This window comes from Pseudomonas sp. XWY-1 (genome assembly GCF_002953115.1).
Classification (GTDB): Bacteria; Pseudomonadota; Gammaproteobacteria; order Pseudomonadales; family Pseudomonadaceae; genus Aquipseudomonas; species Aquipseudomonas alloputida.
This window is the reverse complement of sequence record NZ_CP026332.1, coordinates 2,283,700-2,299,900: the sequence shown is the minus strand read 5'-3', so window position 1 is coordinate 2,299,900 and position 16,201 is coordinate 2,283,700. Positions and strand designations below refer to the sequence as shown.

Genomic DNA, 16,201 nt, shown 5'->3' with positions numbered 1-16,201 from the left:
GTTCTTGCAGCCCGCCGCATCCTTGCCGCGGGCTTTTCTTTTTTCCGCAAAGGCCAGCCAGGCATACGCAGGTATTTTGTGGAAGCGCCCACCTTGACCATGACCTGAAGCAGTTTTGCCTGGCCCGGCAAGGTCTATGCTGTCCCGACGATAACCCAAGCTCACATCGGATAGACACGGAGGCTCTCATGAAAGCTGCTGTCGTTGCACCAGGCCGTCGCGTGGACGTGATAGAGAAAACCCTGCGCCCTCTCGAACACGGCGAAGCGCTGCTGAAGATGCAGTGCTGCGGTGTGTGCCACACCGACCTGCACGTCAAAAATGGCGACTTTGGTGACAAGACCGGGGTAGTACTGGGCCACGAAGGTATTGGCGTGGTCCAGGAAGTTGGCCCGGGCGTCACCTCGCTCAAGCCAGGCGACCGAGCCAGCGTTGCCTGGTTCTACCAGGGTTGCGGACATTGCGAATACTGCAACAGCGGCAACGAGACCCTGTGCCGCGACGTGAAGAATTCCGGTTACACCGTGGACGGCGGCATGGCGGAGGCCTGCATCGTCAAGGCCGACTACTCGGTTAAAGTGCCCGACGGCCTCGACTCCGCTGCCGCCAGCAGCATTACCTGCGCCGGCGTCACGACCTACAAGGCAGTGAAAATCTCCAACGTTCGCCCCGGCCAATGGATCGCCATCTACGGGCTCGGCGGCCTGGGCAACCTGGCCCTGCAATATGCCAAGAATGTGTTCAACGCCAAAGTCATCGCCATCGACGTCAACGAAGAGCAACTGCGCTTCGCCAGCGAGATGGGCGCGGATCTGGTCGTCAACCCGCTCAACGAAGACGCCGCGAAGGTCATCCAGGCCAAGACCGGTGGCGCACATGCTGCCGTCGTTACTGCCGTGGCCAAAGGCGCGTTCAACTCAGCCGTCGATGCCTTGCGCGCTGGCGGGCGACTGGTGGCCGTCGGGCTTCCGTCGGAGTCCATGGACCTGAATATTCCCCGCCTGGTGCTTGATGGGATCGAAGTGGTGGGCTCGCTGGTAGGTACACGCCAGGACCTGCAGGAAGCCTTCCAGTTTGCCGCTGAAGGCAAAGTGGTGCCCAAGGTGACGCTGCGACCGATCGAGGATATCAACCAGATCTTTGACGAGATGCTGGAGGGCAAGATCAAAGGCCGGATGGTGATACAGTTCGAAGGCTGACAGGCCGAGCCAGGCCATGTGGAACCACAGCAGAGCCCGTAGATGAACATCTTCGGGCTTTCTGCTTTCTCAATTGTCAAAGGAACAGACCGTGACCGTAGACTGGCACGCCGGGCCGATCACCCGTACAACTCCACTGGACAAGCATTACCGCAACACGCAGAAGGTTCGTCAGTTTCTACTCAGCGAGTGCGGGGCAGCATTCAAGTTCGACCGAGGATTCATGCTTTGGATCAAGAGTGGCACCCCATCAACCATGGGTGACGTCGCGGACGAATGGCTACGGAGGTATGGTTGACACTCTGTCTCTGACGGCTGCAGGCAGGCCTTGGCTGCAGCCGTTGCCTTCAGCATCTTGTCCAACGATTCAACCATGCTGGAATAATCCATTTCCTGACTCCCTCGATGGTGGAATTGGCTTGAGTTCAATCCTAGACTGCGAACATTTCAATATTTGATGAGGAAACCTGGAAATATCACTCATCCTTCATGCTGAAGACCGACGCCCGCTAGGTGTGGTTCAAGAAAAGTGCTCAACCTGCAAGGGCGAGCCTGTGCATATGAGGAAATCGGTATGTCCATTCGAAGCTTGGCGAAGCACCTGCCGCCGGACCCTTCGCGGGAAGGCTGGGTCATCGGATGGGGGGTCCTGAGAGACCGACACACATGGCATTTTGTCGACGTTTATGCTGACCAGAAAACGGCCATGGCAGAGGCGCAGCGCAGAGGAGACGGCTACGTGGTGGAATTCGGCTCGCACCGCTTGGGGACGCATGAATTTATCTGCGGTGTAACCTTACCTGAAGGCTGACGCTCGATCGAAAAGGGTCATGGACAGGACTTCAGGGAATTATCTGCCCATTGGCAATAGCACTGGCTTCGAGCTTGGCGCGCTCCGCGTCCAGAAAAACATAAGCGGCCTGTAGCGTGGTGATCTTCGTTTGAATCTCGGCCATCTTGGCGGCGACCAAGACGGCGCCTTGCGCGCAATCGATCGTGTTCCCCCGCCTGGCCACTAGAATGTCCCCAATCTCAGCAAGTGAAAAGCCTCCGCCCTGGGCACTCTGTATGAAAGCCAAGTCAGCAACGGTCTGTTCACTGTAACTGCGATAGTTGTTGGCTTGTCGGTGTGGCTCGATAAGCCCGAGCTGTTCGTAATAGCGCAATGCATGGCGGCTGAGCCCACTCCGGCGCTCCAACTCTCCAATATTCACGTTAAAAATCCTTGACTGTAGAGCAGGCTCTACACCTTAGCCTGCGCCCATCATTCAAACAAGGGTTCAAACATGAGTGTGGAGTGCTTTGTCACCGGCGGCAGCGGCTTTGTGGGGCAACATTTGCTGGCCGGTCTTACTGCGCAAGGGCACAAGACCTGGGTGCTGATGCGCAGCCCCGGTAACATCGAACGCCTCAAGGAGCAGGTAGGCCAACTGGGGGGTAACCCTGAGTATATCCATGCCGTTGAAGGCGATATCAGCCAGGAGGGGCTTGGCCTCAGCGAAGCAGACAAAGAACGCGTCACTTCGGCCGCTGTATTTTTCCATCTCGCGGCGGAATTTTCCTGGGGGCTGACACCGGAGCGCGCCCGCACAGTCAATGTCCAAGGTGCTCTGAGAGTGGCCAGGCTTGCGGCCAGCCAGCGCATCCGATTGCTCATGGTAGGCGGCTTCATGCTGCAAAACCTCAACCACCTTGCCAGTATCGGGGTTGATGTTCAGTGCCCTGAAAACACAAACTGGCCCGCGGTCTACGCCCGTGTAGGAGGCTACGAAGGCAGCAAACTCGAGTCCCATTTTGCAGTCATCCGCTATATGCAAGACGCGGATGCGGATTACACGATTGTTCACCCTGCTACGGTGTGCGGCCACAGCGAGAACGGGCATATCCTGGACGGACAACCGCTTGCCGAACTCATTCGCAATCTGGCACAAGGCCGGTTCAAAGCTATTCCCGGTTCCGCCAGTCACTGGTTGCCATTGGTCAGCGTCGATTATCTGGTGAACATGATAACTTGCGTGGCGTTCGACCCCTACATGGCCAACCGGCAAGTTCTGGCGCTATATGAGCGAACACCGAACTTGCAGGGAATGCTTGGGCAGATCGCAGACACGCTAAAGGTCAAGGCACCCCGCCGCCATATACCCATAGGGTTGCTCAGGTCGATATTGACGATTCCGGGACTGGCGACCCGCTTGGCGATCAGCGCCGAGTCATTGAACTTTATTCAGACGCAGCGCTTCGACATGGGAAACAGCAGGCAATTGGAGCGCAAGTACCAGTTTACGCATCCCGACATGACACAAGCCCTGGAAAACACGGTGCGCTATGTCAACGGCTCCTTGATGAAAAAATCCAAAAGTGAGGGCGCTGGCCAGCGAGGATGACGGGCCAGGCTGATGATGCCACTCTGTCGGATAGCTGGAAGTGTGGCGACGCAGGCATTTCACGCACTGCGTCTTCGCTGATGACAGTAAGTCGCCGCTCGACCTCCGGCGCTGCGCGCCTCTGCTATTTCGAGGCAGCCAGAAAGCCTGCCGCAGGCGCACCTTCAGCGGCGACACGTCGGGCTCGGCCAACGCCCCACGCCAGTGCCCTGGTCATCGACTCGCCAGGGCGAGAATCGAAGGCCTCCTCGAGGATAGCCATGCCACCAGGGGCGTACACCCCGATGAACATCTGCGTTTTGCCTGTCCGCGACAGCCGCGTCTGAACGTCAATGTATGTCCCATCGTCGAGTGTCTCGTCGTGAGTTCGGTGATGAAGCGTCGGGTCAGCCCAGGCCCAGAAAACATCACCGCGTATTCTCATGAGACGCTCCTACGACTTTAGTTGTAGTTAGGTGGTTTATTGCCACCATAGCGAACGTGCAGTTTTACGCAAATTCGTCTGACTCATCTGTGAGCTGAATCGGACAATCGGCTATTCAGCAGCCCCGCCAGAGACTCAGCGCTTGTCGTGAAGCTCCGGCGGCCATGCGAAGAGATCAGTTAACCATTCGCCGCTCCCGGCCAGCCGGCTTGATGCAAGGCTTTGAGCAGCGTCTCACAATCCAGTCCCGGTACTGCATGGCCGTTGCCTTCGGCGGTGTCAGCGGCTAGTAAGGCGTTGATGATGGCTTCTTCCACCGCTTCGGTGGCGGCAAGAAACAACTCGCTGATATGGTCGTTGTTGACCATGCTAAGGTTGTCGGTGGTCGGCGCACGCTTACTTTCGTAAGCTGCCGGCGGCACATGATTACCGGTGGAGAAGGCGATGAAAATGTCACCGCTGTGGTCTTCGTTACCACCACCGGTGCGGGCGAGACCGATGCTGGCGCGTTGTGCCAGGCGCGTACATTGGTGTGGCAGCAACGGCGCATCGGTGGCCAGGCAAACGACTATCGAACCCATGCCCGGGTGCGGCAGCGAAGCCTTAAGGAACGGGGAGTCAGCCTGTTCCATGTAGCGTCCCACCGGATAGCCGTCGACGCGCAGTTCGTTACGGATGCCGTGGTTCGCCTGGACAATGGCGCCAACAGTCCAACTGCCCTGAGTGCTACTCAGGCGCCGCGATGCAGTGCCGATACCGCCCTTGAATTCGTGGCAGATCATGCCGCTGCCACCACCGACCGCGCCCTCGATAACGGGCCCAATTACAGCATTACTCAGGGCTTCGGCCACATGCTCGTGCTTCACATGAAAACCGTTGATGTCGTTGAGCAGCCCGTCATAGGTCTCCAGCACCACCGGCATGTTCCAGTAGATACGGCCGTCATCCGGTTGTTGTTCACGGTCCAGCACAATCAGTGCATCGCGCACCACACCCAGGCTGTGGGTGTTGGTGAAGGCGATGGGACTGGTCAAAAGACCCGCTTCGCGAATCCACTCCAGACCGGTTGCGTCGCCGTTGCCGTTCAACACATGGACGCCGGCAAAGCACGGTTGCTGGCTGGTGGAACCGACACGCGGCTCGATGATTGTTACCCCAGTCAGGATGTCGCGGCCGTTGGCGGTGCGTCCTCGCACATTGCTGTGACCGACCCGAACGCCCGGCACATCGGTGATGGCGTTGAGGGGACCGGGTTGCAGTTGGCCGAACTGAATATTCAGGTCACGGGCACGTGGCTTCATCGTGTCTTTCATGATCTCTCGCTCTTGTTTTGGTTTGTTTCATGACTGGGGTTTGGTCAATCATCAGCAGAACCGGGTCTGCCAATTAATTGCCGGTCTTGACTGTGTTCCACGCACGGGTCCGAATGCGCTCCAGCTTCAGCGGCAGTGGCTCCAGGGGGAAAAGCGTGGACAGCACATCCTTGGACGGATATACCCCAGGATTGTCGCGGATCTTCTTCTCTACAAGCGCAGTGGCATCCTTGTTCGCGTTCGGATAGCTCAGGTAGTTGGATGACTCAGCAATGACATCGGGGCGCAACATGTAGTTGATGAAGGCCAACCCTTGCTCCGGGTTCGGCGCATCGTTGAGCTGCACCATACTTTCCACCCACACCGGGGCACCTTCGCGTGGAATGCTGTAGACAAGGTTTCGATGGTTGCCAGCCAACTCGGAGGCTTTCTGCGCGTCGGAGACACCGCCCGCCCAGCCCAGCACGACGCAGACGTTGCCATTGGCGAGATCAGAGATGAACTTGGAAGAATCGAAGTAGGCAATATGGGGGCGCAGCTTCAGCAGCAGTTCCTGAGCTTTTTTGTAATCGTCCGGGTTATGGCTGTTGTATGGCAGTCCAAGGTAGTGCAGTGCGATGGGAATAACCTCGCCAGGCGCGTCCAGCATGGCCACACCGCATTGACGGAGTTTGGCTAGATTTTCTTCCTTGAAAATCAAGTCCCAGGAATTGACTGGCGCATCGGGGCCGAGTAGTGACTTAACCTTGTCCGCGTCATAGCCGATGCCAGTGGTCCCCCACAAATAAGGGGCCGCGTAGCTGTTTCCGGGATCATTGCTCTGCAACTTGGCGAGGACGTCGGGATCGAGATGGGACCAGTTGGGTAACTTGGAGCGATCCAGTCTTTTCAGCACGCCGGCTTTGATCAGGTTCGGTAGCAGGTCGGCACTGGCAACCACAACGTCATAACCACTGCGGCCAGCCATCAGTTTGCTTTGCATGACCTCACTGTTGTCGAACACGTCGTACACCGCGCTGACGCCTGCTTCTTTCTGGAAGTCTTTCACCGTGTTCGGGGCAATGTAGTCATACCAGTTGTAGATATGGACACTTGGCTTTTGAGCGTCACCGGCCTCGGCGCAAACCACGCCAAAACTGAACAGAGAGACCAGCGCGAATTGCATGTAACGAATCCGTTTCATGGGGATGCTCCGGAGCGTTAGCGCTGAGTCCAGAGACACGAGCACTGCTCCTGCTAGTTTGTGAATTACTGTTGTGGCAGGGTCGAAACAGGCGTTAAGACGGAACAATCGTTGTGTTGCAGTTGCGCCCCACAACTGATTCAGGGGATCAGGAGTTCACGTCGACTATCATCATGCTCACTCTGCTCGCCGGTCAGGAACAAGCGGCGGTCACTGAGGTAGTCATATTCGTGGCGGGCGGTGCGCAGCAGGCCGAGATCTAATTCCACCACCTGCCGACACTCTGCGCGGCCCGCTTCGAACAGCGTGCGCCCGAAGGGATCGATAGCGGCGCTGCCGCCGGCAAAAACGAGCCCTTCGTCGCCGTCGCCCACCCGATTGACCATCACCGCGAATGCCTGGTTTTCCTGAGCGCGAGCCATGATTGCAGTGCGGTGGACAGGGCCGTAAGGATCCATGTTACCGTTAGTGACCAATATGAGCTCGGCGCCGAGTTGGCCGAGCGCCCGAGCACTTTCCGGAAACTCAATGTCGTAGCAAATCAGGATACCGACACGGATGCCCTTCCACAGTGCGGTGACATAGCGGTCTCCTTGTTGGAACAATCCGCGCTCCGACGGCCAAAGGTGAGTTTTGCGATAACTCAATGCGATCCCTTGCGGGGTGACCAGCAAGGAGGTGTTGTAAACGGTGCCGGAGTCGTTCTCAGCCAGACCAATCACCGCTGAGACGTTTCGTTCGTGTACGGCGCGTTGCACGGCCTGCACACTCGGCCCGTTAACGGGCTCGGCGATTTCGGCGAGCTGTTGGGCGCTGGCAAATCCCATCAGCTGGGTCTCTGGGAAAATCAGCAGATCGGTATCCACGGCGCAGGTAGCGATGGCCTGCAATGTACGTTCCAGGTTATAAGCGGTATCGCCATCGCGACCGGAGAGTTGTACAAGTTCAATCTTCATCGGTGATCCTTTCACGTGTATGTTGGCTCAATCGCCAAACTGAACAGCACCCGCCAGGGCTGAAACGAAGTATGGAGAGCCATAAAACGGAAAGTAATTACTTCGATGGGGTAACCCCGTATGGGTAGAAACGGGAGCATTACACTGCAGGACATGGCCTGGCACCAGGCCATCGGCAGACTAATCGAGGCACTTGACCGCCCTAATTTCTGGCTGGCTCTGGTGCGTCAACTGGATAGATACATTCCGGTAGACAGTTGGGTCGTACTGATATTCAGCAATGGTCGCCCGCAGGTGCTCGCAGAATGCCCAGGCAAGGATGGCGGGCCAGATCCGCTTTTTCAGGACTACCTCAAAGGCCTGTATCTGCTCGACCCCTTTTATCTCGCCAACCGGGAAGCACCGCAGAGCGGTTTGTTTTGGCTAGCCGACGTGGCGCCGGAGTGCTTCGAGCAAACCGACTATTACCAACGCTACTTCCGCCTCAATGTCGTTGCCGACGAAGCACATATCAACGTCCAGCTCGACACGGAGCGCACCCTCAGCCTCTCGCTGGGAAGTGAGTGTCTCTTCAGTGCAGAGCAGACCGCCCTACTCACTCTCATCCAGTCCTGGGTTGCCGCCCTGATGCGTCAGCGCATGGCATTCGAGCGGGAAGCGCTGGAGCAGAACACGTCGTCGGCACCCAGCTGGCAGAGCTGGCTGGACTCTACTGACCAGCAGTTGGATACGCCGCTTTCCGCCCGTGAACTGGAAGTTGGCCGGCTTATGCTTAGCGGCTGCTCGAACAAGGAGATCGCGCGCAAGCTGGCGATTTCCGCAGAGACTGTGAAGGTCCATCGCAAGCACATGTACAGCAAACTCGGCATTAAATCTCAGTCCGAGCTGTTCTCATTATTTTTGAACGCACAGAACTGAACTCGTTTTCTCATGATGGCTTCAAGTTCTAAGACAATCGGCCTCGTTGCGCTCCACAGGCCCGGCGGCGCAACTCAATGTTGGCCAGGCGCCGGGCCTGGTAAGGGCCGCTGACGTAGGAGAACGACAGGGTTTCTGCCGCCTCACCACGCTCAGCAATCACCCAATCACTGATCGAAACCTCGGGGTAAGACCGGTAAGCGACTGAGGATCGTCCTGGAAATGAAAGGAGTGAGGAACAACCTAAGCCTGCTGCTCGATAAGGTCACGCGACACACCAGCCAGCACCTTTCGCCGTTCTTCATCCAGTTCCGCGATATCCGACCGAAGGCCGCATCAGAGATCAACGACCTTAGCGAGGCAAGCGTACTGCCGGGCCACTCGAAAGAGGGAATTACTGAGCATGATTACCGGCGCGTCGGACCTATCGCAAAGCCCTCGAAAGGCTGAAGTTTCAGAACTCCACCCCGAAAGTTTCGGAACTCGTGGCTTTTTTCGACCCTCAAAGAAAAACCCCGCAGACGTTAATCTGCGGGGCTTTCGAATGGTGGAGGCCGAGGTCGGAATCGAACCGGCGTAGACGGATTTGCAATCCGGAGCATAACCACTTTGCTACTCGGCCTCAAAGGTCGGATCTAGCTGCTTGCGCTTTGCTATCTCCTTGAAACGCTGAACCTTTTTCAAAGTTTGCTGCGTTTCGATGGGCGCCATTATGTCTTCATTCTTTTAACCTTGCAACCCCCTGAACAAAAAAAAATTTCAACGGGTTCAAGGTGTTAGCGCAGGCGGCTGAGTTTACTCCACAAGCCGACGACCGTTCTCTCCACGGTACCGCTGGCGGCCATGCCAATACGCTCCTGCAGGCTCTTGCGTTCGGCATAGTGCAGGTGGAACAGGTTGGCGTTGCGCGCGCGGTCGCTCAGGTACTCGTCACTGGTCTGCAACTCGTCCACCAGCTTGCGATTCAAGGCGGCCACGCCCAGCCAGACTTCGCCAGTGGCCACTTCATCGATGTGCAACTGCGGACGATAGCGGGAGACGAAATCCTTGAACAACTGGTGAGTGATGTCCAGGTCTTCCTGGAACTTCTCCCGGCCCTTCTCGGTGTTTTCGCCAAAGATGGTCAGGGTGCGCTTGTACTCGCCAGCAGTCAGCACTTCGAAGTCGATGTCGTGCTTTTTCAGCAGGCGGTTGACGTTGGGTAACTGCGCCACCACGCCAATAGACCCCAGTACGGCGAATGGGGCGCTGACGATCTTCTCGCCGATGCAGGCCATCATGTACCCACCGCTGGCAGCCACCTTGTCGATGCACACGGTCAACGGGATGCCTGCCTGACGAATACGCGCCAGTTGCGACGCAGCCAAGCCGTAACTGTGCACCAGGCCACCGCCGCTTTCCAGGCGCAGTACCACTTCGTCACGCGCGGTGGCGAGCGTCAGCAGCGCGGTGATTTCGTTGCGCAGGCTTTCGGTGGCCGAGGCTTTGATGTCGCCATCGAAGTCCAGTACGAATACCCGGCTCTTGTCTTCGGCCTTGCCCTTCTTCTGCTGTTTTTCCGCCTTGGCCTGCTGCTTGCGCAGGGCCTTGAGCTGGGCCTTGTCGAGCAGGCCGGACTCCAGGCGCTCACGCAGGTCCTTGTAAAAATCGTTCAGTCGGGTGACCTGTAATTGCCCGCCCGATTTGCGCCGACCTTTGCCACGCAGCCCGGCGATGGCCGACAGTACCACCAGGATGGCGATGACCAGGGTGGCGGTTTTGGCGAGAAAGCTTGCGTATTCGGCAAGAAACTCCACGTTGACTCCTTAAATGCCTGCGCCACTACGGCGCGTCACTGTTGCAAGCATACCGTTGCGTCTATGGTGCTGCCAGCCGGTGTAAACGCTGGCAACATCTTTCAAACAACCTTTTCAAACGCTTGTATGTTTTTTCGTTGACAGCCCGTGAGCCGCATCCTAACCTCGCAGCAACCTCCAACAGGCCGGAACCTTTCGTGGGCAATCTCTACCTGATTCGACATGGCCAAGCCTCCTTCGGTGCCGATGACTACGACGTCCTCTCGCCCGTGGGCGTGCGCCAGAGCCAGGCCCTGGGTGAACACCTGGCCCAGTTGGGCGTGCGGCTGGACCGCTGCGTGGCTGGCGACCTGCGCCGCCAGCAGGATACCGCACGGCTGGCGCTGCAGGCGCTGCACGCCAACGGCTGCCCGGTGCCGGCGATTGAGACCGACGCCGCATTCAATGAGTTCGATGCCGACGGGGTGATACGCGCCCTGTTGCCCGACCTGCTGCCGGAAGAGCCCGATGCCCTGCATGTGCTGCGCAATGCTGCGCAGCATCGCAGCGAGTTTCAGCGTCTGTTCGCGTTGATGGTGCAGCGCTGGCACGATGGCGAGCATGCCGATAATGGCCTGGAAACCTGGCATTCGTTTACGTCACGCGTACAAGGGGGCCTGCAACGCGTGCTGGACAGCTCCGGCAGCGGCGATCATGTTGCTATCTTCACCTCGGGTGGCACCATTGCCGCCCTGCTCCACCTGGTTACCGGTATTACCCCCAGCCAGGCGTTCGCGCTGAACTGGCAGATCATCAACACGTCGCTCAGCCAGCTGAAGTTTCGCGGCCGCGACGTGGCACTGGCCTCCTTCAACAGCCAGGCCCATGTGCAGCTGTTGAGGGCGCCGGAGCTTGTCACCTACCGATAAGCCCGGCTTGTTGTGTCCCTGCGGGGACGTGTAAATCACTCTATAAGGAATGCGCCATGACCTCCGTAGCTGATGCCGTCAAAAAGATGCAAGAGAAATTCAACCCATCCGCTGCCGCCGGCCTGGACCTGGTGTTCGGCTTCAACATCACCGACGAAGACAAGCACTACGCGCTGATCGTCAAGGACGGCACCTGCGACCTGCAGGAAGGCGAAAACCCGGATGCCAACTGCACCCTGGTGATGGACGCCGAAACCCTGAAGGGTATCGTCAGCGGCGAAACCGACGGCATGCAGGCCTTCATGGGCGGCAAGCTGCGGGTTGAGGGCGACATGATGCTGTCGATGAAACTCAGCGAGCTGTTCCCGTCCTGAGGGCTGGGAATACCGGATGATCGAAAAACCGAAGCCTGACGGCTTCGGTTTTTTTTGCCCTGCATTCGGTGCAGTGATCCACCAGCAACACCCTCACCTATTTGGCACATGGGACGATTGTTCCAACCCTGGCGGACCATTAGATTACCCAATAGTACTTGCTATCGAGAATAAGGAAGACGCATGACGCTCACCGACCAGTCCACCCAGGTACGCCCCGGCGAAGAACTCGACGCGGCCGTCATCGACCCTTACTTCAAAGCCAATATCCCCGGCCTGCACGGCCTGCCGAGCATCAGCCAGTTTCCTGGCGGCGCCTCCAACCTCACCTACCTGGTCAGCTACCCGGGCCGCGACTTCGTGCTGCGTCGACCACCCTTCGGTCAAAAGGCCAAGTCGGCCCACGACATGGGTCGCGAGTACCGCATCCTCAACCAGCTGAACAGCGGCTTCCCCTACTGCCCCAAGGCCTATGCACACTGCACCGACACCGGCCTGATCGGCGGCGAGTTCTATGTGATGGAACGGGTCAAGGGCATCATCCTGCGCTCGGACATCCCGGCCGAACTGAACCTGGACGCCAGCCGGACCGAAGCCCTGTGCAAAAGCTTCATCGACCGCCTGGTCGAGCTGCACCAGGTGGACTACACCGCCTGCGGCCTGGCCGACCTGGGCAAGCCGGAGGGCTACGTACAGCGCCAGATCGAGGGCTGGACCAGCCGTTATGAAAAAGCCCTGACACCGGATGCGCCACGCTGGGAAACGGTAACCGCCTGGCTGCACGAAAAAATGCCCGCCGACCACCCGCGCCCAGGCATCGTGCACAACGACTACCGGTTCGACAACGTCATCCTGGACGCGGACAACCCCATGCGCATCATCGGTGTGCTGGACTGGGAAATGGCCACCCTGGGCGACCCACTCATGGACCTGGGCAACTGCCTGGCCTACTGGGTCGAAGCCGGCGACCCGGCGCCAGTGCAGTTGATGCGCCGCCAGCCGAGCAACGCGCCAGGCATGCTCAGCCGTCGCCAGTTCGTCGATTACTACGCCGAGCGCGCCGGCATCCGCCTGGACAACTTCGATTACTACTATTGCTATGGCCTGTTCCGCCTGGCAGGCATCGTTCAGCAGATCTACTACCGCTACTACCATGGCCAGACCCAGGACAAGCGTTTCGCCCAGTTCATTCACATGAACCGCTTGCTGGAACAAATGACCTTGCAGGTCATTTCCAAGTCCAGCCTCTGAGCACAGCCCACGACGACGGATAACAAGGAAAACAGCATGTCCAAGACCCACCTGTTCGACCTCGACGGCAAGATTGCCTTTGTTTCCGGCGCCAGCCGTGGCATCGGCGAGGCCATCGCCCACTTGCTCGCGCAGCAAGGGGCCCATGTGATCGTTTCCAGCCGCAAGCTTGACGGGTGCCAGCAGGTGGCCGACGCCATCATTGCCGCCGGCGGCAAGGCCACGGCTGTGGCCTGCCACATTGGTGAGCTGGAACAGATTCAGCAGGTGTTCGCCGGCATTCGCGAACAGTTCGGGCGACTGGACGTGCTGGTCAACAATGCAGCCACCAACCCGCAATTCTGCAATGTGCTGGACACCGACCCAGGGGCGTTCCAGAAGACCGTGGACGTGAACATCCGTGGTTACTTCTTCATGTCGGTGGAGGCTGGCAAGCTGATGCGCGAGAACGGCGGCGGCAGCATCATCAACGTGGCGTCGATCAACGGTGTTTCACCCGGGCTGTTCCAAGGCATCTACTCGGTGACCAAGGCAGCGGTCATCAACATGACCAAGGTGTTCGCCAAAGAGTGTGCACCCTTCGGTATTCGCTGCAACGCGCTACTGCCGGGGTTGACCGACACCAAGTTCGCTTCGGCACTGGTGAAGAACGAAGCCATCCTCAATGCCGCCTTGCAGCAGATCCCCCTCAAGCGCGTGGCCGACCCCAAGGAAATGGCGGGCGCGGTGCTGTACCTGGCCAGCGATGCCTCCAGCTACACCACCGGCACCACCCTCAATGTCGACGGTGGCTTCCTGTCCTGATCAGGCTTTGACGGCGACCAAGGTGTAACTCAGGGGCAGGCGTGCAGGCTGCTCGCGCAGGCGATATTCGCCGTCTTCGCCCTTGACCATCTGCCCCGGCAGCGCCTCCCAGGGGATGCTCTGGTGCTCGACCAGCGCTGTCAGCTGCAGGCCGTGGGCCAGCAAGGCGGTGATCACTTCACCCAGGCCGTGGTTCCATTCGTGAGTTTCGGTGTGGGCCAGGCGTTGATCGGTTTCGACATAGGTCTGGTCGTTGTGCCACACCGTCGGCGCTTCGTGTTCGAAATACGGATATTCGAGCTGCAGGCGGTCCTGATGATCTTCGTTGACAGTCATCAGCATCGGGTGCCCTTCGCGCAGGAACAGCCGCCCGCCCGGTTTCAGCAGTGCCGCGACGGTGCGCGCCCAAGGCTCGATGCGGGGCAACCAGCAGAGCGCGCCAATACCGGTGTAGACCAGGTCGAACGTACCCGTCGGCAGTACCTTGTCGGCGGCATAGACGTCAGACTCGACATACTGGATGGGCAGCGCGCATCGCTCGGCCAATGCCCGTGCCTCGGCCAGCGAAGCCTTGGAATAATCCAGGCCACAAACCTTGGCGCCAAGGCGCGCCAGCGACAGGGTGTCGGTGCCGATGTGGCACTGCAAGTGGACCGTATCAAGCCCGTCAATGTCACCGAGCAATGGCAGGTCGAAGCGTACGGTTTCGGACAAGTGCCCGTGTTGCTGGACCAGGCGTTCGACCTCGTAGTCCTTCGAAGCGGCGTGCAACGGGGCACGCTCATCCCAACTGATGCGGTTGAGTTGCAGTGAACGGTCCATGGTGTCGTCCTTGCGTGGAAGCACCTTATGCTAGCCGTCACCCCGCGCCCTGAGACACAACTGACTTGATAAAAATTGTAAAGCCCGCGCGCCTCTGCTGTGGCAACAACTGCCTTGCTCAGCACCCTGAATGCACGGGCCCTTACAGGAGCGGCGATAGCGCCAGCCGTTACAGGCAGGTTGCAGCAGCCGCTCGGCGCTGCAGGGCCACGCCGTCGTTCTGCTTCGCGTAGTAATCCACACGCGTGCCGCCCGGCTGCGGGTAAACGTCCACGAACGCTTCGGCCTCACGGGTAAACACGGTGAACCCGCCCTGCTTGCGAGGCTCCAGGTAGCCGCTGGCGTCATCACCGAACACCTTCTCTTCCTGCCAGCTGAACTGGATGCACTGGGCCACCAGCTCTGGCGCCTTGTGCGAGTCGAGCTGCGCAGTCGGCTTGCCGCCACGCGCCGTTTCCATGGTCGCAGAAGCACAACCGGCCAGCATCAGCACCGCAGCCAACGGCAGAATCGCACGCATGTTCCATCCTCGGGGTCGCAAAAAAGAAGGCGACTCTAGCACTGGCAGGCATCCCGAGTGAATTGCCACGCACTTGCCGCTGTCGCAGATAAAACATGCCATCACGAGGAACGCATCATGAAACTGCACTATCTGCTACTCGCCGCCCTGCCTTGCCTGCCTCTGAGCGTCAGCGCCGCCCCCTCGAGCGAAGAAAGCATCACCGCCCCCGAAACCCACAACCGTGAACTGAACGTCGGCGACAAGGCCCCGGACCAGTACAAACGCGATGACCAGGCCATCCAGGACTGGAAAGCCAAAGGCCTGCCCGAACCGGAAAAGGAAAGCCACTGGGTGCGCATGGGCAAGCATTATGTGCTGGTGCAGATCACCAATGGCGTGGTGCTGGCGATTCAACCGGCATCCTGATTCGACACGCCCCGGCCAAGGCGACCCATTGCACAGCACTTCGCCGCCGGCCAAGCATGGCCAGAACGTGTTGATACGCTTGGAACGATCAATGCCGGTCAGCGCCACAGCCCGTTCTTTCAGGCGAACGCCTTGGCGCTGATCACTTGAAGCACAATTTTTTTGCCCGCCCGGGAAACCAAATCGATCGGTCCCAGTCTTAAAAGGTGCCCCGTAAACCTATGCGGATCAAGGACCTATATCGTGCTCACGCGTCTTGCAAGCCTTTCTCTGGTTGCTGTTGTCCTGCTGACCGCAGGTTGCCATAGCCATCGCTACCATGATGACGACGGCTGGCGTGACCGCGACCGTGACCATCGCCACCACCATCGCCATGACCGCGACGACGATGACGATCGGCAATACCGCGGTGACCGCTACTACCGCTGAAGCGTCCTTTCAGCCCTGACCTGCCGCCCGTTGCGCGGCGACTTATCCTGATGATTCCTTTGAGGTTCGTATCATGCGTCTGACTCTGCCTTCCCTTGCCCTTGGCCTGCTGCTATGCCAGGGCGCTTTCGCCGGTGACGGTACTGCCGCCATTGGCGGTGGCCTGGGGGGTGTCCTGGGCAACGTTGTTGGTCAACAGCTCGGCGGCAAGACCGGCGCAGCCATCGGTGCCGGCGTTGGCGGCGCAGCCGGCAGCGCTGTCGGTGCGCGCAAAGGCAACCGTACCGAAGCCGCCATCGGCGGTGGCCTGGGCTCGGCCGGCGGCTCGCTGCTGGGCGGCGCAGTAGGCGGCAAGACCGGTTCGACCGTGGGTGCCGGCCTGGGCGGCGCGGCCGGTGGTGCCCTCGGCAACCATCTGGGCGACAACAACCGCGGCAGCAAGAAGCACCACCGCCACCGTCACTGACCCCGTGACCGGAGGGCCGCATAGCGGCCCTTTTTGTTGCAGCACA

20 protein-coding genes, 1 tRNA gene and 1 pseudogene are annotated in these 16,201 nt (G+C 59.1%); 13 read left to right on the top strand and 9 right to left on the bottom strand.

Features of this window, described 5'->3' with window-relative positions; genetic code table 11:
* Nucleotides 1–188: 188 nt before the first annotated feature.
* The 3 genes from adhP to PRJ_RS10650 all read left to right on the top strand — a co-directional run bounded on the left by adhP (nucleotide 189) and on the right by PRJ_RS10650 (nucleotide 2,010).
* The gene (gene adhP, locus PRJ_RS10660; RefSeq protein ID WP_064492604.1) at nucleotides 189–1,199 is read left to right on the top strand and encodes an alcohol dehydrogenase AdhP; all 1,011 of its coding nucleotides are present in this window, start codon (nucleotides 189–191) and stop codon (nucleotides 1,197–1,199) included.
* Nucleotides 1,200–1,290: 91 nt separating this feature from the next.
* Entirely contained in the window at nucleotides 1,291–1,497 is a 207-nt protein-coding gene (locus PRJ_RS30365; RefSeq protein WP_019438758.1) for a DUF6434 domain-containing protein, read from the top strand.
* A gap of 276 nt (nucleotides 1,498–1,773) precedes the next feature.
* Nucleotides 1,774–2,010: a hypothetical protein gene (locus PRJ_RS10650; protein WP_104961340.1), complete on the top strand. Its 237-nt coding sequence runs from the start codon at nucleotides 1,774–1,776 to the stop codon at nucleotides 2,008–2,010.
* Between the two features lie 31 nt (nucleotides 2,011–2,041).
* On the opposite strand, the gene PRJ_RS10645 is transcribed toward PRJ_RS10650, so the two are convergent.
* Complete coding sequence (locus PRJ_RS10645; protein ID WP_104961339.1) at nucleotides 2,042–2,413, bottom strand: MerR family transcriptional regulator; 372 nt, start codon at nucleotides 2,411–2,413, stop codon at nucleotides 2,042–2,044.
* Nucleotides 2,414–2,485: 72 nt separating this feature from the next.
* Between PRJ_RS10645 and PRJ_RS10640 the strand changes: the two genes are divergently transcribed.
* Nucleotides 2,486–3,583, top strand: coding sequence for an SDR family oxidoreductase (locus PRJ_RS10640; RefSeq protein WP_104961338.1), 1,098 nt, complete (start codon nucleotides 2,486–2,488; stop codon nucleotides 3,581–3,583).
* 124 nt (nucleotides 3,584–3,707) lie between these two features.
* On the opposite strand, the gene PRJ_RS30360 is transcribed toward PRJ_RS10640, so the two are convergent.
* From PRJ_RS30360 to PRJ_RS10620, 4 genes are all read right to left on the bottom strand, one after another.
* Nucleotides 3,708–4,007: a hypothetical protein gene (locus tag PRJ_RS30360; RefSeq protein ID WP_010954670.1), complete on the bottom strand. Its 300-nt coding sequence runs from the start codon at nucleotides 4,005–4,007 to the stop codon at nucleotides 3,708–3,710.
* Nucleotides 4,008–4,186: 179 nt separating this feature from the next.
* Nucleotides 4,187–5,308, bottom strand: a complete 1,122-nt coding sequence (locus tag PRJ_RS10630) for a P1 family peptidase (protein ID WP_049587969.1) — start codon at nucleotides 5,306–5,308, stop codon at nucleotides 4,187–4,189.
* Between the two features lie 85 nt (nucleotides 5,309–5,393).
* Nucleotides 5,394–6,503: a polyamine ABC transporter substrate-binding protein gene (locus PRJ_RS10625; protein ID WP_064492608.1), complete on the bottom strand. Its 1,110-nt coding sequence runs from the start codon at nucleotides 6,501–6,503 to the stop codon at nucleotides 5,394–5,396.
* A 140-nt stretch (nucleotides 6,504–6,643) separates the two neighbouring features.
* Nucleotides 6,644–7,459: a carbon-nitrogen hydrolase family protein gene (locus PRJ_RS10620; RefSeq protein WP_064492609.1), complete on the bottom strand. Its 816-nt coding sequence runs from the start codon at nucleotides 7,457–7,459 to the stop codon at nucleotides 6,644–6,646.
* A gap of 120 nt (nucleotides 7,460–7,579) precedes the next feature.
* Between PRJ_RS10620 and PRJ_RS10615 the strand changes: the two genes are divergently transcribed.
* Together PRJ_RS10615 and PRJ_RS30680 are read left to right on the top strand one after the other, a co-directional pair.
* A complete protein-coding gene (locus tag PRJ_RS10615) occupies nucleotides 7,580–8,377 on the top strand; it encodes a LuxR C-terminal-related transcriptional regulator (RefSeq protein WP_064492610.1) in 798 nt (265 codons plus the stop codon).
* A 183-nt stretch (nucleotides 8,378–8,560) separates the two neighbouring features.
* Nucleotides 8,561–8,827 (top strand): annotated as a pseudogene (locus PRJ_RS30680) (integrase); the annotation flags it as partial.
* A 98-nt stretch (nucleotides 8,828–8,925) separates the two neighbouring features.
* On the opposite strand, the gene PRJ_RS10605 reads toward PRJ_RS30680, so the two are convergent.
* Both PRJ_RS10605 and sohB read right to left on the bottom strand, forming a co-directional pair.
* Nucleotides 8,926–8,999 (bottom strand) — tRNA-Cys (locus tag PRJ_RS10605).
* 154 nt (nucleotides 9,000–9,153) lie between these two features.
* On the bottom strand, nucleotides 9,154–10,173 hold the full coding sequence (sohB, locus tag PRJ_RS10600; protein ID WP_104961337.1) for a protease SohB: 1,020 nt from the start codon (nucleotides 10,171–10,173) through the stop codon (nucleotides 9,154–9,156).
* Between the two features lie 197 nt (nucleotides 10,174–10,370).
* Here sohB and PRJ_RS10595 point away from each other — a divergent pair, with 197 nt between their 5' ends.
* From PRJ_RS10595 to PRJ_RS10580, 4 genes are all read left to right on the top strand, one after another.
* A complete protein-coding gene (locus tag PRJ_RS10595; protein ID WP_104961336.1) occupies nucleotides 10,371–11,081 on the top strand; it encodes a histidine phosphatase family protein in 711 nt (236 codons plus the stop codon).
* A gap of 56 nt (nucleotides 11,082–11,137) precedes the next feature.
* Entirely contained in the window at nucleotides 11,138–11,455 is a 318-nt protein-coding gene (locus tag PRJ_RS10590) for an SCP2 sterol-binding domain-containing protein (protein WP_003251077.1), read from the top strand.
* Between the two features lie 183 nt (nucleotides 11,456–11,638).
* A complete protein-coding gene (locus PRJ_RS10585) occupies nucleotides 11,639–12,706 on the top strand; it encodes a phosphotransferase family protein (protein ID WP_104961335.1) in 1,068 nt (355 codons plus the stop codon).
* A 36-nt stretch (nucleotides 12,707–12,742) separates the two neighbouring features.
* Entirely contained in the window at nucleotides 12,743–13,510 is a 768-nt protein-coding gene (locus PRJ_RS10580) for an SDR family oxidoreductase (RefSeq protein ID WP_003251082.1), read from the top strand.
* On the opposite strand, the gene PRJ_RS10575 is transcribed toward PRJ_RS10580, so the two are convergent.
* Both PRJ_RS10575 and PRJ_RS10570 read right to left on the bottom strand, forming a co-directional pair.
* Nucleotides 13,511–14,332, bottom strand: coding sequence for a bifunctional 2-polyprenyl-6-hydroxyphenol methylase/3-demethylubiquinol 3-O-methyltransferase UbiG (locus PRJ_RS10575; RefSeq protein WP_104961334.1), 822 nt, complete (start codon nucleotides 14,330–14,332; stop codon nucleotides 13,511–13,513).
* Between the two features lie 169 nt (nucleotides 14,333–14,501).
* Nucleotides 14,502–14,852 carry a hypothetical protein gene (locus PRJ_RS10570; RefSeq protein WP_003251087.1) on the bottom strand — a complete coding sequence of 117 codons (351 nt, stop codon included), beginning with the start codon at nucleotides 14,850–14,852 and terminating at the stop codon, nucleotides 14,502–14,504.
* Nucleotides 14,853–14,969: 117 nt separating this feature from the next.
* On the opposite strand from PRJ_RS10570, the gene PRJ_RS10565 reads away from it, so the two are divergent.
* From PRJ_RS10565 to PRJ_RS10555, 3 genes are all read left to right on the top strand, one after another.
* Nucleotides 14,970–15,260 carry an RcnB family protein gene (locus PRJ_RS10565; RefSeq protein WP_010954750.1) on the top strand — a complete coding sequence of 97 codons (291 nt, stop codon included), beginning with the start codon at nucleotides 14,970–14,972 and terminating at the stop codon, nucleotides 15,258–15,260.
* A gap of 243 nt (nucleotides 15,261–15,503) precedes the next feature.
* The gene (locus tag PRJ_RS10560; protein ID WP_004577263.1) at nucleotides 15,504–15,689 is read left to right on the top strand and encodes a hypothetical protein; all 186 of its coding nucleotides are present in this window, start codon (nucleotides 15,504–15,506) and stop codon (nucleotides 15,687–15,689) included.
* A 73-nt stretch (nucleotides 15,690–15,762) separates the two neighbouring features.
* Nucleotides 15,763–16,155: a glycine zipper domain-containing protein gene (locus PRJ_RS10555; protein ID WP_010954752.1), complete on the top strand. Its 393-nt coding sequence runs from the start codon at nucleotides 15,763–15,765 to the stop codon at nucleotides 16,153–16,155.
* The last annotated feature ends 46 nt before the right edge of the window (nucleotides 16,156–16,201 follow it).